Origin of the sequence: Streptomyces sp. UNOC14_S4, assembly GCF_020740835.1 — a bacterium.
In the GTDB taxonomy this organism is placed as follows: Bacteria; Actinomycetota; Actinomycetes; order Streptomycetales; family Streptomycetaceae; genus Streptomyces.
In genome coordinates this window covers 1-18,230 of the sequence record NZ_JAINFC010000105.1, presented here as the reverse complement: position 1 = coordinate 18,230, position 18,230 = coordinate 1, and the positions used below count along the sequence as shown (strand labels likewise).

Below are 18,230 nucleotides of genomic sequence, written 5' to 3'. Positions count from 1 at the left end.
CCACACAACCCAGGGGCGCGAGGAACGGCGCGAGAAGCCCCACCGGACCCGCAGACGAGACGCAGACGAGACGCAGACGAAGGACCGGCCGCTAAGGAACCGTCACCACAACCTTCCCCCGCACATGCCCACCCTCGCTCAAACGGTGCGCATCCGCCGTCCGCGCCAGCGGAAACACCTCCGCCACCTCCACCCGCAGCACCCCCATCTCCGCCAACCGCGAAAGCTCCGCCAGATCGGCCGAGTCCGGCCGCACCCACAGCAGCCGCCCACCCAGCCCCGCGACCTCAGGGTCCGCGATCGAGACAACGCGCGCCCCGGCCGCGGCAGCCACGTCCGGGACCGTCCTGACCGCACCCCCGCCCACCAGGTCGAGGACGACGTCCACACCCTCCGGCGCGAGGGCGCGCACCCGCTCGGCGAGGCCGTCGCCGTAGGCGACCGGCTCGGCGCCCAGGGAGCGCAGGAACTCGTGGTTGCCCTCGCTCGCCGTGCCGATGACGCGGGCGCCGAGGTGCCGGGCGAGCTGGACGGCCATGGTGCCGACACCGCCCGCCGCGGCGTGGACGAGGACGGTGTCGCCCTCGCCGGTCCCGGTGGCCTTCAGCGCCTGGTAGGCGGTGAGTCCCGCCAGCGGGATGCCCGCGGCCTGCTCGAAGGTCAGGCCCGCCGGCTTGCGCGCGAGGGTGCGTACGGGCGCGGCCACGTACTCGGCGAACGTGCCCCGGGACAGGAAGTCCTCGCGGACGTAGCCGATGACCTCGTCGCCCACCCGGTACTCGGGCGTGTCCGCGCCCAGCCCGACGACGACCCCGGCCACGTCCCAGCCCGGGACGACGGGGAAGACGGCGTCCATCATGGGGTCGAGGTAGCCCGCCCGCACCTTCCAGTCGACGGGGTTGACGGCGGCGGCCTTGACCTGGACCAGGACGGAGTCCGGTCCGATCTTGGGGATCGGGCGCTCGCCGTACTCGAGGACCTCGGGTCCGCCGTAGGCCCGGTAGCTGACGGCCTTCATAGTGCTCATGTCGATCCTTACGAGAAGATCAGAGAAGATCCGAGAACAACGGATGCAACGGACGGATTCAGCGGTTCCGGCCGGCAGCAGCAGACGCGCCCCCAGCCTCCGCCGCGGGCGTACCGCCCGCCACTCCGGCACCACCAGAACCCGCGGAACCCGCAGCACCCGCGGAACCCGCAGAACCCTCGGACCCCAGCCCACGAATCGCCCGCAGCCCCAGCCCCGCCACCGCGGCGACAAGTACGAACGCGACGCCCGCGATGACGAAGGTCAGCGTGAACTGGCTCTCGGCGGGCAGCTTCGGCGCGCCCGGCGGCAGGTGCTCGATGCTCTTGGAGGCCAGCACCGTGGTGATCATGGCGCTGCCGATCGCGCTGCCGGTGGAGCGGGAGATGGAGTTGATGCCGTTGGCGATGCCGGTCTGGTGGTGCGGCACGCTGGCGACGATCACGGCGGGCATGGCCGCGTAACCGAAGCTGATGGCCGCGCCCACGAGCATGCCCGCGGCGATCACGGAGACCGTGTGCTCGTGGTCGAGCGCGATCCAGGCGAAGCCCGCGGTGCCGATGACCGAGGCCAGGATCAGCACCAGGCGCGGGCCCTTGTGGCGGACGAGCTGGCCGCCGACCGGGGCGGCGAGCAGCGAGACGATCGTGCTGGGCAGCAGGTATTCGACGGAGGCGCGCAGGACGGTGGCGTCGAAGCCGTAGCCCGCGATCCTCGAGGGCATCTGGACGAGGTACGAGACGCCGATGAAGAGCGCGAACGAGCCGAAGCCGACGAGCAGCCCGGAGAGGTTGGCGAAGAGCACCGGCGGGTGGACGAACATCTTCATGTCGACCAGCGGCTCGCGCACCTTCCGCTCGACGAGCGTCCAGATCCCGGCCATCACCACGGCACCCACGAAGCAGCCGATCGTACGGCCGGAGGCCCAGCCCCACTCGTGGCCCTGGGTGATGGGCAGCAGGAGCAGGACGAGCGTGGCGGCGAGGCTCAGCGCGCCGAGCACGTCGGTGCGGCCGCCGGTGGTCTCCCGGGTGGCGGGCACCAGCAGGGCGACGGCTATCAGCGCGAGCGAGGCGAGGCCGGTGGCCAGCCAGAAGGCGCTGCGGTAGTCGGGGTCGTCACCGGAGGTGAGCAGGCCGGTCGCGACGAGCGCGAGGCCGCTGCCGAAGGCGAGGGTGCCGCTGACCATGGCCATCGCGCCGGGCAGCTTGGCGGGGCGCACCTCCTCGCGCAGCACCGACAGGGCGAGCGGGAAGATCGCGGTCGCGGCGCCCTGGAGCACCCGGCCGACGATCAGCCACAGCAGGGAGTGCGTGAGGGCGGCGAGCACGGAGCCGGCCACCATCACGATCAGCACGGCGACCAGGGTCTTCTTCTTGCCGTGCTGGTCGCCGAAGCGCCCGAGGAGCGGGGTGAAGACGGCGGCCGAGAGCAGGGTCGCGGTCGTGACCCAGCTGACGTTGGCGGAGGACGTGCCGAGGTCCTTCTGGATGAGCCCGAGGATCGGCACGACCAGGGTCTGCATCATCGAGACGACCATGGCCGCGAGGCTCAGGGCGAAGACGATGACCGTCTCGTTGCGCTTGCCGCCCGGGGCGGCGGTGGCTGGGGCTGGGGAGCTCATGGGTGTTTCCGGTGACCCTTCGGTGACTTCGTTACGCGTCGTTTGGTCACTTCGCTGCTTCGCTGTCGCGCTACTGCGTTACTTCACGATCGAAGTGATTCATGACATTGATGCTTGAGGCCATCAAGCAAAAGACTCGGCGCACGCTAGCCCCAGAAACTTCAGGTAGTCAAGTTAATGTTTTATTACCTCAAGCTCTTGAGTACACTCGAACCATGACCGCCGCCATCCCGCGCCCCCCGACCAAGACCCAGCTCCTGGAGCTGGTGGCGGCCCTCGGCACCGCCCAGTGGCAGGACTTCGCCTCCGCCGCGGCCCGCCACGGCCTCACCGCCGCCCAGGCCAAGCTGCTCGGACAGCTCAAGGGCCCGGTCCCGATGCGGGGCCTCGCCACGCTGCTGCTCTGCGACGCCTCCAACGTCACCGGCATCGTCGACCGCCTGGAATCCCGCGGGCTGGTCCGCCGCGAGCCCGACCCCGCCGACCGCCGGGTGAAGAACGTCGTGGCCACCGACGCGGGCCGCGAGATCATCCAGCGCGTGCGCGCGGAGATGCAGGCCACCCACAGCGCCCTCGACGCCCTCGACGAGCAGGAGCGCACCACCCTCTACGGCCTGCTGGAACGTCTCCGTCCGGGCCTGGAGCGCCGCGCCTGACCCTGCGCGCGGCGCGTACGGCACCGCGCGCAGCGCAGCGTACGGTGCCGCGCCCGACCTGCGTGCAGCACGCACGGCCCCGCGCCCGCCCCTGCGTACCCGGCCGTTCCCGCGCCCGTATTCTGACGGGCGGTCCGATCCGCGTACCCCGCGCGGACGGCAAGGGGAGGCCCGATGACCAGCACGACCAGCACGAACGGCACCGCGTCCGCCGTGACGGAGCCCTACACCGTGGAGCTCGCCCCCGGCGTGCGCGCCTTCGTCCAGCCCGACGGCGGCTGGTGTCTCAACAACGCCGGAATCATCAACTCCGGCGGCCGCACCGCCCTGATCGACACAGCCGCGACCGAGCGCCGCGCCCGGCTGCTGCGCGACTACGCCACCGCGCACGGCGCCGCACCGCCCACCGTGGTCGTCAACACCCACCACCACGGCGACCACACCTACGGCAACTGCGTCTTCCCCGAGGCGACGATCATCGGGCACGAGGGCTGCCGCCGGGAGACCCTCGCCGTGGGTCACCAGCTGCACGGCCAGTGGCCGCACGTCGAGTACGGCGACATCGTCATCACCCCCGCCGCCGTCACCTACGAGGACGAGCTCACCCTGCACGTCGGCGACACCGAGGTGCGGCTCCTCCACCCCGGCCCCGCCCACACCGTCGGCGACACCATCGCCTGGCTGCCGGAGCAGGGCGTCGTCTTCACCGGCGACCTGGTCTTCAACGGCGGTACCCCCTTCCTCCCCTTCGGCTCCCTCGCCGGGTCGCTGCACGCCCTGGACGTCCTGCGCGGCCTCGACGCCCCGACCGTCGTCCCCGGCCACGGCCCCGTCACCGACCCCGGCGTCTACGACACCCTGGAGCGCTACTTCCACTGGCTCGGCGAAGTGGCCCGCAAGGGACACGCGGCGGGCCGTACGCCCCTGGAGGCCGCCCGCGACGCCGACCTCGGCGAGTTCGCCGCGCTGCACGAGAGCGAACGGCTGGTGGCCAACCTGCACCGCGCCTACGCCGAACTCGACGGCCTGCCCCTCGGCGCCCCGCTCGACCTGGCCCTCGTCCTCGGCGACATGCAGACGATGAACGGCGGGAAGCCCATGGCCTGCCACGCCTGAGCCCCCTCACGGACCCTCATGCCCCCGCCCCGTCGGGGCAGTTCGTCCCCGAGGGGGTCTGGACGGCATACCGACTGGTCGGCATGATGATCCAGGACCGATTCCGCACGTCGTCACGTCCTCACGTCGTCATGTCGTCACAGAGGGGCACTCGATGAGCTCGACGAGCAGGGGCAATCCACCGGGTCTCGACCTGGACCGGCTGAGCGCGCACCTGGAGCGCGAACTGCCGGGCCTGGTACGCGGCCCGCTCACCGCCGAGCTGATCGAGGGAGGCCGCTCCAACCTCACGTACGCCGTCACCGACGGCGCCGCCCGCTGGGTGGTGCGCAGACCCCCGCTGGGGCACGTCCTGGCCACTGCTCACGACATGCGGCGCGAGCACCGGGTCGTCAGCGCCCTGCACCCCACGGCCGTACCGGTGCCGCGCACTCTCCTGCTCTGCGAGGAGGAGGGCGTCGTCGGGGCGCCCTTTTACGTCATGGAGTTCGTGCCCGGCACCCCGTACCGCACGGCCGAGGAGCTCGCCACGATCGGCCCGGAGCGCACCCGCCGCGTGGTGCTGGGCCTCGCCGACACGCTCGTCGCGCTGCACGCCGTGGACCCGGCCGCCGTCGGCCTCGGCGACTTCGGGAGGCCGGACGGCTTCCTGGAGCGGCAACTGCGGCGCTGGGGCAAGCAGCTGGAGGCCTCCCGCAGCCGGGACCTGCCGGGCATCGACGAACTCCACACCGCCCTGGCCGGGGCACTGCCCGCGTCGCCCGCGCCCACCGTCGTCCACGGCGACTACCGCCTCGACAACGTCCTCGTCGGCGCCGACGACACCGTACGGGCCGTCCTGGACTGGGAGATGTCCACCCTCGGCGACCCGCTGACCGACCTCGGGCTGCTGGTGATGTACAGCGAGCAGCGGCCCGTACCCGGCTCCCCGATCGCCACCACGCGCGACGCCCCCGGCCACCCCGACCCCGCCGAGCTCGTGGAGCGCTACGCGGCCGGCTCCGGGCGCGACGTCTCCGCACTGCCCTGGTACACGGCCTTCGCCTACTTCAAGCTCGCCGTGATCCTCGAAGGCATCCACTACCGCTACACCCTCGGACAGACGGTCGGCGCGGGCTTCGACCGCATCGGGGCGCTCGTCCCCCTCTTCATCGACAACGGTCTCACCACCCTCCGGAAGGGCTGAGCGGCATGGACTTCGCGTTCGACACCCGCACCGAGGAACTGCGCGGCAGGCTCCTCGCCTTCATGGACGAGCATGTGTACCCGGCGGAAGCCGTCGCCGAGGAACAGCGCGCCGCGCTCGCCTCCCCCTGGGACACCCCGCCCGTCGTCGAGGACCTGAAGGCGGAGGCGCGCCGACAGGGCCTGTGGAACCTCTTCCTTCCCGACGGCGAACGGGGCGAACGGTACGGAGCAGGTCTCACCAACCTCCAGTACGCGCCGCTCGCCGAGATCACCGGCCGCAGCCCCCATCTGGCCCCCACGGCCCTCAACTGCGCCGCCCCCGACACCGGGAACATGGAGCTGCTCGCCCAGTTCGGCACCGAGGAGCAGCGCAAGCGCTGGCTGGAACCGCTGCTCGCGGGCGAGATCCGCTCGGCCTTCGCGATGACCGAGCCGGACGTGGCCTCCTCGGACGCCACGAACATCGAGACGCGCATCGAGCGGGACGGCGACGACTACGTCATCACCGGCCGCAAGTGGTACATCTCGGGTGCGATGCACCCGCGTTGCGAGATCTTCATCGTCATGGGGCAGACCGACCCGGACGGCGCGGACCCGCGCCGCAGGCAGTCCATGATCCTCGTCCCGCGCGACACACCCGGCCTGGAGATCCGCCGCGCCATGCGGGTCTACGGCTTCGAGGACCACCTCCACGGCGGCCACGCCGAGGTCCTCCTCGACCGCGTACGGGTCCCGGCCACGCACCTCATCGGCGAGGAGGGCAGCGGCTTCGCCATCGCCCAGGCCCGCCTCGGCCCCGGCCGCATCCACCACTGCATGCGCCTGATCGGCATGGCCGAGCGGGCGATCGAGCTGATGTGCCGCCGGGCCGTGGCCCGCACAGCCTTCGGCAAACCGCTCGCCGGCCAGGGCGTCGTCCAGGAATGGATCGCCGACTCCCGCGTCGCCGTCGAACAACTGCGCCTGCTCGTCCTCAAGACCGCCTGGCTGATGGACACGGCCGGCAACCGCGGCGCCCACACCGAAATCCAAGCCATCAAGATCGCCACCCCCCGCACGGTCACCGCCATCATCGACAAGGCGATCCAACTCCACGGCGCGGGCGGCGTCAGCCAGGACTTCCCCCTCGCGGAACTCTGGACCGCGGCGAGAACGCTGCGCCTGGCGGACGGGCCGGACGAGGTGCATCAGCGTTCTATGGCGCGCAGGGAGTTGAGGCGGTACGCGTAAACGGCCCCCAGGGGAGTGCATGGCAACCCCCACTACAATTCCGGTGCTTGAATGGGCCGTCGTCACTGGCCCAGCAAGGAGAAGTGCCGTGCCCCTGGTGTCTGTCGTGATGCCCGTGTACAACTCGGCGACCACTCTCGGTGCCTCGATTCGGTCGGTGCTCACGCAGACCCACAGCGATCTGGAGCTTCTGGTCACCGACGACAAGTCCTCCGATAACTCCATGGACCTGCTCATGGAATTCGCACGGCAGGACGAACGCGTCCTGCCGGAATCGGCTCCCGAACGGGGCGGTGCAGGCCGGGCACGCAACCTCGCCATCGAACGAGCCAAGGGGGACTACATCGCCTTTCTCGACAGTGACGACATGTGGCTCCCGGACAAGACTGGGCGGCAGATCGACTTCGCGGTGACGGCCAATACGCCTTTGACGTTCACCTCCTACTACAAGGTGGACGCCGACTACGACGGTGAAAGCGCCGATTTCGTCCCGAACGGACGCGTGGTCCGGGCGCGAGACCGCGTGGACTACCGCGCGATGCTGGTTCAGGATCACATCGGTGCGCTGACCGCCATGTACGACCGCACCGCTCTCGGCGCAAGGCTGATGCCGGAAATGCCTAAGCGACAGGACTACGCCCTGTGGCTGTCCATCATGCGTGACGGCATTGACGCCCGGGGCCTTCCCGAGCCGCTGGCGGTGTACCGGGCCCACCGCGCGGGATCGCTGTCCTCGAACAAGCTGTCACTCGTTCCGTACAACTGGTCGCTGTACCGCGAACAAGAACACCTGTCGGTTGTCCGGTCGACGCGGGCGCTGGCCGGAGCTGTGTGGCACTCGCTGCGTAAATCGCGGATCTAGCCCGGAGGCTTACACGCCCCCTTGACCGGGGCGGTACGAGGGGCAGATCGTCACATGCAACTGATCGCAACGGGCTCGACATCGGAGGTCGTCATGGCGCTACGGTTCGTCGGGAAAGATCCGGAGTCAGGAGATCACGGCTCCCCGGCCGTCTGGATCGACGAGAGCACGAAGGATCTCCTGTTCCAAGGCTGGAAGGCGGACGACCAGACGCGGAGGGACTGCGCGGCGGACGTCTCGCAGCCCGACCACGAGGCAGTGATCCGGGTACCGAAGCGGATGATCCCGCTTCTCAGGGAGGCGCTTGATGTCGCAGAGCTTGAGTAGCTTTGCCGACCTGTTGCGGTCCGTAGAGCACTCAGCGGTGCATCTGGAGATGCGCGACGTGTACGGAGTGGAGAACGAGATCGAGGGCTTCACGGCCTGGAAGGAGGGGCACCGCCTCAATCCGGCAGATCGCGAGTCCTGGTGGCGGCCCTGGCTGGACCTGGTGCAGGAGGTCACGGGCAAGGGCGTGACCATGCGCCGTGCTCGCATCGTGTCGGAGCCCGTCAGCGACTACATCCGCTTCGAGCACTCCGGTACGTTCACCAACGTCGCGGCCGGTGAGGACATCCGTTGGCTACCGAGACGGCAGGCATCGGACCTCGCACTCCCCGGCAATGACTTCTGGCTCTTCGACGGTCGAGTAGTGCAGTTCAACATCTTCGACGGCGACGGCCGATGGGTGCAGACAGATCAGACAGAGAACGTTGCTACGGCGAGGCTCTGCGCATCGGCCTTCGAAGCAGTGTGGGAGCGCGCCATCCCCCACGAGAAGTACGCGGTCTGACGCGGGCCGGGTCGGTCAGCTCATGTCTTCGTCCCCCTTCTCCAGCGCCCAGGCGGCGCGTGCTGCCATCGCGTCTCGCCTGGACGAGATCAGGAGAGACGCAGGGCTCACAGGGCATGAGCTGGCGGCCCGGTGCGGCTGGCACAAGTCGAAGTCGTCACGCATCGCCCGGGGCAAGACCCTGCCCTCCGACGCCGACATCAGGTCCTGGTGCGCGGCCTGCGGGGCTGAGGAACAGGCGACCGACCTGATCGCTGCGTCCCGGACCGCCGAGTCCATGTACGTCCAGTGGAAGCAGATCCACCGCGACGGGATGCGCCGCGTTCACCAGAAGACGACGCCGCTCTACCAGCGCACCCGGCACTTTCGCGTGTACGCCTCGAACCTCATACCGGGGATGCTCCAGACTGGCGAGTACGCGACCGGGCTGCTCAGGTCCATCACGGAGTTTCAGCAGACCCCCGATGACGTCGAGGCAGCGGTGAGGGCGCGGCTCGATCGCTCGCGAGTCGTGTGTGAAGGGGACCATCGGTTTGCTCTGCTCATGGAGGAGGCCGTCCTCTACTACCGCGTGTGCGACGACGAGGCCATGGCCGGCCAGCTCGGCCACCTTCTCTCGGTCATGGCGCAGGCGAACGTCTCGCTTGGCGTGATCCCTTTCGGGGCTCGCCGAAAAATCTGGCCCCTGGAAGCGTTCTACGCCTTCGACGATGGGCTGGTGGCCGTCGAGACGCTGACGGCCGAGATCAACGTGGCGGCGCCCGGGGAGGTCGGCACGTACCTCAAAGCCTTCGCGGAGCTGTCACAGATCGCCGTCCACGGCGCGCAGGCTCGGGCCCGCATCACCAGGGCCATCGACTCCCTTGCATGAATCCCTGCAACCGGCTGCAACTTTCTGGCGGTTGTCCCCCTCGGCTTCTTAACGTCTCGGTATGGCCACGGACACCGAAGCAGCCGCACAGCAAGCCGACGCCTTCCTGACAGGCAAGAAGAAAGCCGACGACACCGCGTTCATGTTCGGGCGGGTGCTGGCGGAGATGGGCATCAAGGTCGGAGACCCGGACTCCTGGCCCCGGCTCTTGGGCCGTGCTTCCTTCTCCGGCGAGCCGTCGTTGTTCCTCGGGACCGTGCCTCTGCCCACCGCCCGCAAGCTCATCAACGCGCTGATCTACGCCGAGTCGGCGCAGCGACGCCAGCGCGACCAGGGACACGGCACATAGACCAGTGCCCTTTTGAAGCCCCCGTCCGGTCGCCTGCATGACGGTCGGCGACCGGACGGGTTCCAGCGCACCGCCCCGCTCCATCGAGAGAAAGGGAACATGGTGGCAACAGCACTCCAGACGCGGACCCGCGACCCGCGCATCATTCTCAACGCTGTGCAGGAGCGAGTACCGCACCTGGTCACCGATGTGGGAGTCGAGGACCTGTGGGAGCGTGAGGTTCGTCTTCTGTTGCGTGACAGCGTGGCTGTCCGAAGCCTCGCCGAACGTATTCTCGGGCAGGGCGTCGCCTACCTGATCACAGCCATGGAGAACCCCGGCGTGGACATGGGCGTCGGGTACACGGTGGACATCGGGGTCCACCAGCTCATACTCGACACACCCCTGTACTTCGCCCTGTGCGACGAGTACAACGCTGGGACGTACAAGCACCACGCACCACTGATCGAACGTCGCCGGGACGGCACGGTGATGCGCACGGCGGAGATCATCCACCGGAACGGCTTCGACGTCGACGGCGAGCTGTGGCAGGTGGATGCCGCCGAATGCTCGCCGTGTGACAACAAGGTCCCCGACAGCCACTGACGCGGGACTGGAACGCCCTCGCCCCCGGACTCCGAACGAGGGGCGGGGGCACGGGGGCACCCTCTTGCCCGCCACGACACAGAGGAAGCGCCGTTGCCCGCACGACACAACATCGAAAGCGAACGCGAGCTGTGGGACACCTTCGCGGAGAGCACCAAGGACAAGGTGTTCGACGCCGATCCCGTCTTCTGCTGGACGCAGTACGCCGGGCACGGGCCAGGCCCCGAACTGCTGGGTGATCCGGGAACCGTGCTGGAGATCGGATGCGGAACCGGGCGGGCGCTGGCCTGCCTGGCGCTGCAAGGCGTGAAGGCGACGGGCGTGGACCTCTCTCCTGTCATGGTCGCGAACACCACTGAACGGTGGGGGTCATTGGGAGCTCGGTTCGTGTGTGCCGAGGTGCTGGACCACCTGAGCGCCACGGCGGACACCTATGACGCCGTCTACTCGATCTTCGGGGCGGCCTGGTTCACCGATCCGACCAAGCTGCTCCCGCTCGTTGCCCAGCGGCTGAATCCGGGCGGCGTACTCACCTTCTCCCAGCCTCCGGCCATCCCTGGTGCGTACGGGCCGCAGGGCATGTACAAGGGAGGGTTTGCGGGCAAGGCCATGTACACGTATCGGTACAGCTATACGCCCCGGAAGTGGGAAAGCCTCCTTCTGCGAGCTGGATTCGAGAAGGCGGAAGTGTGGGTCCTCGACGCTCCCGAGCCTGACCACATCGGGACTTTGATCGCTCGCGCTGTGGTGAGCTGAGCTAACCAAGCGCACGGCGCAGCACTTGGACGACGTCCACTTCGGGGAACGCCTGAGGGATTTGCTGGACGGCCTGATCGATGAGCTGTTCCAGCACTCCGGGGGCTGCGCTGTGCATCAGGCCACGCAGGTAGTGGTCGAGGTCGGTGATGTCGTTCGGCAGCCGAAGCTCGGGGACGAGCGGCGCGCCATCGGTTGCGTAGCTCCCGGGCGGCATCCCGACCTTCTCCGGGTGCACGCAGACAGGCACGCCAGCCGCCGTGTACCTGTGGCCGTCAGCCGGGCTGAACGGAAACTCGCGGGACGGGCGCTCGGCCACGTCGAACCCTCCGAGAGGGAAGCGACGCGATGGGCAGATGCCGCAAGCGGGGTGCTCGTCGCTGGTGACGAAAGCCTCGGCCATGGCAGTGAAGCGTAGCCGGATCGGCCTGTCTGTCCTGTTCCAAGGACGAGATCGCCGGGCCGCGGGTCACGCCGCAGTCCAGAAACAGAAAAAACCCAGCATCGCTGGGTTTTTTCGTGGTGTCCGAGGGGGGACTTGAACCCCCACGCCCGATAAAGGGCACTAGCACCTCAAGCTAGCGCGTCTGCCATTCCGCCACCCGGACTGGGTGATGTCTTCCGGTCCGTTCCCTTTCGGGCCGTTCCCCTTCCGACGAGGAAAACAATACCAAAGATCTGGAGTGCTCGATCACCAGGTCGGACGGGGAACGGGGCGGCCCCGGACAGGGCTCATGCGGCCGCGGACGTGACGGCCATATGTCGGGCGCATTGCGGCCTTGGGCTGGGCGGATCGTAGAGAGAGGATGACGGTGACCCACCACCGCGCACCAGGAGGAGACAGCGTGAGCGAGTCGAAGCCGACCGGTACCGCGCCGGGCAGGACCGCCGAGGACGAGGTCGTCGATCTCTGTCGCGATCTGATCCGGATCGACACCAGCAATTACGGCGACCACTCCGGGCCGGGCGAGCGTGCCGCCGCCGAGTACGTGGCGGAGAAGCTCGCCGAGGTCGGACTGGAGCCGCAGATCTTCGAGTCCCACAAGGGGAGGGCCTCGACGGTCGCGCGGATCGAGGGTGAGGACCCGTCGCGGCCCGCCCTGCTCATCCACGGCCACACCGACGTCGTGCCGGCGAACGCGGAGGACTGGACCCACCACCCCTTCGCGGGCGAGATCGCGGACGGCTGCCTGTGGGGCCGCGGCGCGGTCGACATGAAGGACATGGACGCGATGACGCTCGCGGTCGTCCGCGAGCGGATGCGCACCGGGCGCAAGCCCCCGCGTGACGTCGTGGTCGCCTTCCTCGCCGACGAGGAGGCGGGCGGCACGTACGGTGCCCGGTTCCTCGTCGACAAGCACCCCGGGCTCTTCGAGGGCGTGACCGAGGCGATCAGCGAGGTCGGCGGCTTCTCCTTCACCGTCGACGAGAACCTGCGCCTCTATCTCGTCGAGACCGCCCAGAAGGGCATGCACTGGATGCGGCTCACCGTGGACGGGACCGCGGGGCACGGCTCGATGACCAACAAGGACAACGCCATCACCGAGCTGTGCGAGGCGGTCGCCCGGCTGGGGCGGCACGAGTTCCCGGTCCGGGTGACCAAGACCGTCCGGTCGTTCCTCGACGAGCTGTCCGACGCGCTCGGCACCCCGCTCGACCCGGAGGACATGGAGACGACGCTGGCCAAACTCGGCGGCATCGCCAAGATGATCGGCACCACCCTGCGGAACACCGCGGCGCCGACCATGCTCGGCGCGGGCTACAAGGTCAACGTCATCCCCGGCCAGGCCGTCGCGCACGTGGACGGGCGCTTCCTGCCCGGGTACGAGCAGGAGTTCCTCGCCGACCTCGACCGGATCCTCGGGCCGCGGGTCAGGCGCGAGGACGTCCACGCGGACAAGGCGCTGGAGACGAGCTTCGACGGCGCCCTGGTCGAGGCCATGCAGACGGCCCTGCGGGCGGAGGACCCGATCGCGCGGGCCGTGCCGTACATGCTCTCCGGCGGCACCGACGCCAAGTCCTTCGACGACCTCGGCATCCGGGGCTTCGGCTTCGCGCCGCTGAAGCTTCCGCCGGAGCTCGACTTCGCCGGCATGTTCCACGGTGTGGACGAGCGAGTACCCGTGGAGGGGCTGAAGTTCGGCGTACGCGTGCTCGACCGTTTCCTGGATGAATGCTGAAACCTCGTAAATCCGTTCCGAGTTAACCGAAAAGTGTGAACGATCATAGGGTTGCGTAGCCGTATTACCTCCTCGTCGTTACAGGTGTGCGGTCCGCGGCTGGGACCGCATTGCCAACAAGGAGGAACCTCCCATGATCAAGAAGGTCGTCGCCGCTGCGGCTGCCACCGGTGGTCTCGTGCTCGCGGGCGCAGGTCTGGCCGCTGCCGACGGCAACGCCCAGGGTGCCGCCGTGAAGTCGCCCGGCGTCGTCTCCGGCAACGTGATCCAGGCTCCGGTGGATGTCGCCGCGAACGTCTGCGGTAACACCATCAGCATTGTCGGGGTCCTGAACCCCGCTCTCGGCAACGTGTGCGTCAACGAGTGACGTTCCGTCTCACCCCCTAGGGGCGACACGGCGGCTCCGGAGCGATCGCGTACTTGCGCGAACTCCGGAGCCGCTGGACTTTCGACGCGTCGGCGTTCGTATTTCGCCCGCGTCTTCCGCAAGAAGGTCTAGAGAGGCAGAACCAGAACTCATGCGACAGGTCACCAAGAAGAGTCTGATCAGCGTGGCTGCGGCGACGGGCGTCATCGCGATGACCGGCGGTATCGCCAGCGCGGACTCCGGCGCCCAGGGCGCCGCGGTGAAGTCCCCGGGCGTCGCGTCCGGCAACACCGTCCAGGTCCCCGTGCACGTTCCCGTGAACGTCTGCGGCAACACCGTGACGGTGATCGGGGCGCTCAACTCCGCCTCGGGCAACCACTGCTTCAACGGCTCGGTCGGCCACGGCCACCAGGGCCACGGGCACGAGGGTCACGGGCACGAGGGCCACGAGGGTCACGGCGACGGACGGGGCGAGGGCCACGGCACGGGCGGTCACCACGGCGGCGGGAGCCAGGCCCAGGGCGCGAGCGTCGGCTCGCCGGGCGTGCTCTCCGGCAACACCGTGCAGGCCCCCGTGCACGTCCCGATCAACGCCTGCGGCAACAGCGTCAACGTCGTCGGCGTCGGCAACTCCGCGGTCGGCAACGACTGCTTCAACGGCGGTCACGAGCACCACGGCACGGGCAACGGCGGGGAGCACCGTCCGCCGCACGAGCCGGGCAAGCCGGGCGACCACCAGCCCCCGTGCGACGACCACGACCACGGTCACAAGCCGCCGGCGGGCGACCACAACCCGGGCACCCCGGGGGACCACAACCCCGGCAAGCCGGGCGAGCACAACCCGGGCACCCCGGGCGAGCACAACCCCGGCAAGCCCGGTGAGCACAACCCCGGTCACCCGGCGGGTCACCAGCCCACCGACACCGGTGCGGTGCACACCACCCCCGCCGGGCACATCACCCCGGCCGGGACCGTGAGCCACGTGCACAAGCAGGCCGGTGTGCTGGCCGCCGCCGGTGCCCCGGCGGCGAAGGCCGCCCAGCTCGCGCACACCGGCGCGGGCCAGCTCGGCATGGCCGGCGCCGCCAGCGCCGGTCTCCTGCTCGGCGGTGCGGTCATCTACCGCCGCGCGCGTGCCGCGCAGAACTGAGCACCGAGGCAGTGCTGAGCACTGAGTGCTGAGCATTGAGCAGGACACCCGGTGCCGGGCGCACATCCGGTGCGCTCGGCACCACATCGCACGCAGTACGGAGCGGGCCCCGCCGTGGCGGGGCCCGCTCCGTTTCCCGGTCTTCCCGGTCGCCCCGGTCTTCCAGGGCCGTCACCAGGTGGCACGCACCTGGCGGATGATCCGACGTCTGAGCCGCACCCTGCGGCTGCCGTCGGGGAAGAGACGCAGTCGGTCCAACTCCCAGTGTCCGTACTCGGCGTGTTCGGTCAGCAAGCGTGTGGTCGCCCCCCGGGAGACACCCCGTGGCACATACACATCACAGAATTCGTATTCCGGCATCGCATCTATTGTGCGGGAACGGGCCCGGTGCGGATAGCGTCTGCACTATGTCTGATGCTGCGCAGCCAACCGCTGCCGAGGTACGCGCCGCCGCAGAGGCGGTCAAAGCCGCGCTGGACCGCCACCTCGACGCCGTCGAACGCCGGTCCGGGGAGGACGACCCGGCTGTCTACGCCGCGTTCAACGAGCTGGCCGCGACAGCCGAGGCGTACGACGAGCTGCTCTACGACGTCTATGACGAGGTCACGCCTTTCGAGATCCCGGGCGACGACACCCTCCCGGCGTATGCCGGGCCGGAGGAGCCCAACGCGCTCAGCGTCCTGATCCGCAGGGACTACGCGGTGATCGAGCCGCAGCGGCTGCTCGCGCAGGCCCAGCGGGTCGCCGACCTGGATCCCGACGCGGACACCGACACCGGAGGTGCCCCCGGCAGCTCGGCGGGTGTCGTCGGCAGCAGTGTGCACGCGGCGCTGGGCGTGCTCTTCGGCGAGTACGAGCCGGACGAGATCGCCTCCCGGCACAAGGAGTTCGGCCTGGAGGAGGGCGACTCCACGCTCTGGGTCGCCGCGGCCGACGCCCCCGCGGAACCGGGGGACTGGCTGGGTGCCCCCTTCGACCAGGCGGACCCGCAGCGGGTCATCTGCCGTTTCGACGTCAGCGCCGTCTTCGACGAGGAGCCGGACCTCGACGACGACGGCCTCGACGACGCTCTCGACGACGGCCTCGACGATGACGACTCCCTGGACCCCCTCGACGACGACGGGCTGGACGTCGACGGGCTCGATGACGACGACAGCCCGCGCGGCCGCAGGCCCGCCCGCGGCCGCTGACCCACGGCTGCTCACCCGCGCCGCTGATCCGCGACCGCTCGCGTGGCCGTGCGTACGGGGCCCGGCCGCCCCGTACGCACGCCCGCGGTCCGGATCGGTCCCGGATCAGTCCCGGATCAGTCCATGGCCCCCTGCGCGGCGTGGGCCCGCAGCAGGGACCTGAGGCGGGTGCTCCGCTCCTTCGCGGGCACCTCGGCGACGGCGCGGGGGAGCGCCTGGTCCACCCCGTGCACGACCGACAGGTGCCGCTCGGCCCTGCCGAACGCCGTGTAGACCCATGACCTGGTCAGTGTTCGGGCGGCGTCGCCCGGCAGCACCACGACGGCCGCGGGCCACCGTGCCCCGGCGGCCTGGTGGGCGGTGACCGCCCAGCCGTGCCGCACGGCCCGGCCCACGAGCTCGCGGGGGACGACGACGGCGGTGCCCGCGCAGTCCAGGTGCAGGCCCTCCGCGTCCGCGGAGACCACGGTGCCGGGGACCGTCCGGCCGGGCGACGGCACGTACGCGACCCGGTCGCCCGGGTCGAAGCCGCCGAACCGGCCGGGGCCGGGGTTCAGCCGCTCCTTCAACGCCGCGTTGAGCGCCCGCGTCCCGGCGGGGCCGCCGTGGCCCGGCGTGATGACCTGGGTCCCCTCGGCGGGCACGCCGAGGGCCCGGGGAATGGAGTCCGCGACGAGCTGCACCGTGCGGTGCACGGCCTCCGCGGGCTCCCGCACCGGGACGATCACGACCTCCTTGCCGGGGGCCTCCACCTGGCTCAGCTCACCGACGCCGATGCCGGAGACCAGCTCGCCGATCGGGCCCGGGTCCGGGGTGCGCGAGATCACGGACGGACACGCCTGGGCGGCCACCACGTCCGCGAAGACCCGCCCGGGACCGGCCGACCACAGCACCCCCGGGTCACCGCTCAGCACCAGCCGGGCGCCGTCGGCCAGGGACTCCACCAGCGCCGCCGCCGTCTCCACGTCGAGCTGCGGCGCGTCCAGCACGGCGAGCACGTCGAGGGCGAGCGCGCCGTCGGCGTCCCGCCCCGGCCCCTCGGCGCCCGACAGCAGCCCCGCGACGGTGACCGCCTCGGCCTCGCCGCCTTCCCCCACGCGCCGTCTGCCGTTCTCGGCGTGCACGGCGACGCAGGCCCGCAGCCCGAGGGAACGGGCCGCGGCGACCACCGCGACGGCCTCCGCCCGGGCCTCCTCGCCACCGCTGTGCGCCACGAGCCCGGCGGCCGCGACGGCCCGGATCAGCTCACGCGCGGACGCGGACGGCGCCGCGTCCGCGAGCTCTTCCCAACGGGAGGCGGACGCGGTGGGACGCGCCTCAGCGGTTTCACCGGCCCCGTCGGCCCCGTCGACCTCGGCGGCCTCGGCGACATCCTCGGGCCCCGAGGCTTCCGCGGCCTCCTCCTCCGCCAATGGCGGTTCGAAGGTGTTGATCAGCCGGGCGAGGCCGTCGGCAAGGCTCTCCTCCGCCATCGCGTGGCGGTCCAGGCCCAGGAGGACGCGGACGGGCGTCTCGCCCTCCTCCTCGTCGTCCTTGCCCGGCCGGGCTCCCGGCGTCTCCACGGCCTCGTGGAAGACCAGCACCGCGCCCTCGGCGATGACGCCCTGCAGCGCCTCGTCCGGATCGGGCACCGCGTGCCGGGCGAGGGCCTCGCGCAGCGTCGGCGCCTCCAGCACGGTGTGCCCTTCGAGCGCGGCGCGCTCCAGCAGCCAGACCGTCAGGGCCTGGGCCCGGCGCTCGTCGCCCGGACCGCACTCCGCCCCGAGCAGCGCCCGCGCGAACCCGTCCGCCTGCTCGGGCCGCACGCCCGGGACGGCCAGCAGCTGCCAGGGGTCGTCGCGCAGGAGCGCGGCCGCGTGCTCGCCCAGCGCGTCGAGCGCCTGCCCGGCGAGCTGCTCGGGGGCACCACCGGCGGCCAGGACCGCCCGGACGCCGTCGAGCCCTTCGGCGAGGGCCGCGTCCGGCAGCGGGCGCCGCACGGCCGCGACCGCGGGCCGGGCGACGGCGGGACCCGTGGCGGATGAGGCGGGTGCGGCGGACGCGGCCGTACGGCCCGGAGCCGCCCCGGAGGGTGCTGCGGGCGCTGCCGGAGCCGGGCGGGCGGGCGCCCGACGGCTCACCTCCGTGAAGAACGACGCGGCCGGCCGCTCACCGCTCTCCACGGCCCGCACCGCGGCGGCCAACGCCTCGGCGGCGGCCGACCCCTTCCCGGACGCCCCGGAAGGAGTGCCGGGGGTGGGCGTCGCG

Annotated in this window: 20 protein-coding genes and 1 tRNA gene; 15 read left to right on the top strand and 6 right to left on the bottom strand. The window is 70.6% G+C overall.

The genetic code is table 11. The features are described from left to right. Positions 1-91 precede the first annotated feature (91 nt). Positions 92-1,018 carry an NADP-dependent oxidoreductase gene (locus tag K6I34_RS12565; RefSeq protein ID WP_229325331.1) on the bottom strand — a complete coding sequence of 309 codons (927 nt, stop codon included), beginning with the start codon at positions 1,016-1,018 and terminating at the stop codon, positions 92-94. A 67-nt stretch (positions 1,019-1,085) separates the two neighbouring features. After that, on the bottom strand, positions 1,086-2,651 hold the full coding sequence (locus K6I34_RS12560; protein ID WP_229325327.1) for an MFS transporter: 1,566 nt from the start codon (positions 2,649-2,651) through the stop codon (positions 1,086-1,088). Between the two features lie 215 nt (positions 2,652-2,866). On the opposite strand from K6I34_RS12560, the gene K6I34_RS12555 reads away from it, so the two are divergent. From K6I34_RS12555 to K6I34_RS12505, 11 genes are all read left to right on the top strand, one after another. Next, positions 2,867-3,307 (top strand): MarR family winged helix-turn-helix transcriptional regulator, encoded by a 441-nt coding sequence (locus K6I34_RS12555; protein ID WP_229325325.1) that lies wholly within the window; start codon positions 2,867-2,869, stop codon positions 3,305-3,307. A 174-nt stretch (positions 3,308-3,481) separates the two neighbouring features. After that, positions 3,482-4,423: an MBL fold metallo-hydrolase gene (locus K6I34_RS12550; RefSeq protein ID WP_229325323.1), complete on the top strand. Its 942-nt coding sequence runs from the start codon at positions 3,482-3,484 to the stop codon at positions 4,421-4,423. A gap of 154 nt (positions 4,424-4,577) precedes the next feature. Further along, entirely contained in the window at positions 4,578-5,609 is a 1,032-nt protein-coding gene (locus tag K6I34_RS12545; RefSeq protein ID WP_229325321.1) for a phosphotransferase family protein, read from the top strand. A gap of 5 nt (positions 5,610-5,614) precedes the next feature. Next, complete coding sequence (locus tag K6I34_RS12540) at positions 5,615-6,841, top strand: acyl-CoA dehydrogenase family protein (RefSeq protein ID WP_229325317.1); 1,227 nt, start codon at positions 5,615-5,617, stop codon at positions 6,839-6,841. Between the two features lie 88 nt (positions 6,842-6,929). Then, a complete protein-coding gene (locus tag K6I34_RS12535) occupies positions 6,930-7,703 on the top strand; it encodes a glycosyltransferase family 2 protein (RefSeq protein ID WP_229325314.1) in 774 nt (257 codons plus the stop codon). Positions 7,704-7,796: 93 nt separating this feature from the next. Further along, complete coding sequence (locus K6I34_RS12530) at positions 7,797-8,030, top strand: hypothetical protein (RefSeq protein WP_229325329.1); 234 nt, start codon at positions 7,797-7,799, stop codon at positions 8,028-8,030. Beyond that, entirely contained in the window at positions 8,011-8,535 is a 525-nt protein-coding gene (locus K6I34_RS12525) for a DUF6879 family protein (RefSeq protein WP_229325312.1), read from the top strand. The genes K6I34_RS12530 and K6I34_RS12525 overlap by 20 nt, the downstream gene beginning before the upstream one ends. 22 nt (positions 8,536-8,557) lie before the next feature. Next, the gene (locus K6I34_RS12520) at positions 8,558-9,406 is read left to right on the top strand and encodes a helix-turn-helix transcriptional regulator (protein ID WP_229325310.1); all 849 of its coding nucleotides are present in this window, start codon (positions 8,558-8,560) and stop codon (positions 9,404-9,406) included. A gap of 61 nt (positions 9,407-9,467) precedes the next feature. Beyond that, on the top strand, positions 9,468-9,755 hold the full coding sequence (locus K6I34_RS12515) for a hypothetical protein (RefSeq protein ID WP_229325308.1): 288 nt from the start codon (positions 9,468-9,470) through the stop codon (positions 9,753-9,755). A 99-nt stretch (positions 9,756-9,854) separates the two neighbouring features. Continuing rightward, entirely contained in the window at positions 9,855-10,340 is a 486-nt protein-coding gene (locus K6I34_RS12510; protein WP_229325306.1) for a hypothetical protein, read from the top strand. A 93-nt stretch (positions 10,341-10,433) separates the two neighbouring features. Beyond that, positions 10,434-11,096, top strand: coding sequence for a bifunctional 2-polyprenyl-6-hydroxyphenol methylase/3-demethylubiquinol 3-O-methyltransferase UbiG (locus K6I34_RS12505; RefSeq protein WP_229325304.1), 663 nt, complete (start codon positions 10,434-10,436; stop codon positions 11,094-11,096). Position 11,097: 1 nt separating this feature from the next. Here K6I34_RS12505 and K6I34_RS12500 read toward each other — a convergent pair whose 3' ends face one another. Both K6I34_RS12500 and K6I34_RS12495 read right to left on the bottom strand, forming a co-directional pair. Continuing rightward, positions 11,098-11,499 (bottom strand): hypothetical protein, encoded by a 402-nt coding sequence (locus tag K6I34_RS12500; RefSeq protein WP_229325302.1) that lies wholly within the window; start codon positions 11,497-11,499, stop codon positions 11,098-11,100. A 117-nt stretch (positions 11,500-11,616) separates the two neighbouring features. Further along, a tRNA-Leu gene (locus K6I34_RS12495) sits at positions 11,617-11,704 on the bottom strand. Between the two features lie 198 nt (positions 11,705-11,902). Here K6I34_RS12495 and K6I34_RS12490 point away from each other — a divergent pair. From K6I34_RS12490 to K6I34_RS12480, 3 genes are all read left to right on the top strand, one after another. Beyond that, positions 11,903-13,276, top strand: a complete 1,374-nt coding sequence (locus K6I34_RS12490; protein WP_374230901.1) for a M20/M25/M40 family metallo-hydrolase — start codon at positions 11,903-11,905, stop codon at positions 13,274-13,276. Between the two features lie 133 nt (positions 13,277-13,409). Further along, the gene (locus K6I34_RS12485) at positions 13,410-13,643 is read left to right on the top strand and encodes a chaplin (RefSeq protein ID WP_229325298.1); all 234 of its coding nucleotides are present in this window, start codon (positions 13,410-13,412) and stop codon (positions 13,641-13,643) included. A gap of 151 nt (positions 13,644-13,794) precedes the next feature. After that, complete coding sequence (locus K6I34_RS12480) at positions 13,795-14,793, top strand: chaplin family protein (protein WP_229325296.1); 999 nt, start codon at positions 13,795-13,797, stop codon at positions 14,791-14,793. A gap of 171 nt (positions 14,794-14,964) precedes the next feature. Here K6I34_RS12480 and K6I34_RS12475 read toward each other — a convergent pair whose 3' ends face one another. Then, a complete protein-coding gene (locus K6I34_RS12475; RefSeq protein WP_121800517.1) occupies positions 14,965-15,153 on the bottom strand; it encodes a DUF5703 family protein in 189 nt (62 codons plus the stop codon). Between the two features lie 47 nt (positions 15,154-15,200). On the opposite strand from K6I34_RS12475, the gene K6I34_RS12470 reads away from it, so the two are divergent. Further along, positions 15,201-15,983: a hypothetical protein gene (locus tag K6I34_RS12470; RefSeq protein ID WP_229325294.1), complete on the top strand. Its 783-nt coding sequence runs from the start codon at positions 15,201-15,203 to the stop codon at positions 15,981-15,983. Between the two features lie 116 nt (positions 15,984-16,099). Here the strand turns inward: K6I34_RS12470 and K6I34_RS12465 are convergent. Continuing rightward, the coding region (locus K6I34_RS12465) for an ATP-dependent RecD-like DNA helicase (protein WP_229325292.1) at positions 16,100-18,230 on the bottom strand (2,131 nt) is incomplete at its 5' end.

Coding starts and splice junctions, on each gene's coding strand:
- K6I34_RS12565 (WP_229325331.1), bottom strand. CDS start 1,018: ATGAAGGCCGTCAGCTACCGGGCCTACGGCGGACCCGAGGTCCTCGAG.
- K6I34_RS12560 (WP_229325327.1), bottom strand. CDS start 2,651: ATGAGCTCCCCAGCCCCAGCCACCGCCGCCCCGGGCGGCAAGCGCAAC.
- K6I34_RS12555 (WP_229325325.1), top strand. CDS start 2,867: ATGACCGCCGCCATCCCGCGCCCCCCGACCAAGACCCAGCTCCTGGAG.
- K6I34_RS12550 (WP_229325323.1), top strand. CDS start 3,482: ATGACCAGCACGACCAGCACGAACGGCACCGCGTCCGCCGTGACGGAG.
- K6I34_RS12545 (WP_229325321.1), top strand. CDS start 4,578: ATGAGCTCGACGAGCAGGGGCAATCCACCGGGTCTCGACCTGGACCGG.
- K6I34_RS12540 (WP_229325317.1), top strand. CDS start 5,615: ATGGACTTCGCGTTCGACACCCGCACCGAGGAACTGCGCGGCAGGCTC.
- K6I34_RS12530 (WP_229325329.1), top strand. CDS start 7,797: ATGGCGCTACGGTTCGTCGGGAAAGATCCGGAGTCAGGAGATCACGGC.
- K6I34_RS12525 (WP_229325312.1), top strand. CDS start 8,011: ATGTCGCAGAGCTTGAGTAGCTTTGCCGACCTGTTGCGGTCCGTAGAG.
- K6I34_RS12520 (WP_229325310.1), top strand. CDS start 8,558: ATGTCTTCGTCCCCCTTCTCCAGCGCCCAGGCGGCGCGTGCTGCCATC.
- K6I34_RS12515 (WP_229325308.1), top strand. CDS start 9,468: ATGGCCACGGACACCGAAGCAGCCGCACAGCAAGCCGACGCCTTCCTG.
- K6I34_RS12510 (WP_229325306.1), top strand. CDS start 9,855: ATGGTGGCAACAGCACTCCAGACGCGGACCCGCGACCCGCGCATCATT.
- K6I34_RS12500 (WP_229325302.1), bottom strand. CDS start 11,499: ATGGCCGAGGCTTTCGTCACCAGCGACGAGCACCCCGCTTGCGGCATC.
- K6I34_RS12490 (WP_374230901.1), top strand. CDS start 11,903: ATGACGGTGACCCACCACCGCGCACCAGGAGGAGACAGCGTGAGCGAG.
- K6I34_RS12485 (WP_229325298.1), top strand. CDS start 13,410: ATGATCAAGAAGGTCGTCGCCGCTGCGGCTGCCACCGGTGGTCTCGTG.
- K6I34_RS12480 (WP_229325296.1), top strand. CDS start 13,795: ATGCGACAGGTCACCAAGAAGAGTCTGATCAGCGTGGCTGCGGCGACG.
- K6I34_RS12475 (WP_121800517.1), bottom strand. CDS start 15,153: ATGCCGGAATACGAATTCTGTGATGTGTATGTGCCACGGGGTGTCTCC.
- K6I34_RS12470 (WP_229325294.1), top strand. CDS start 15,201: ATGTCTGATGCTGCGCAGCCAACCGCTGCCGAGGTACGCGCCGCCGCA.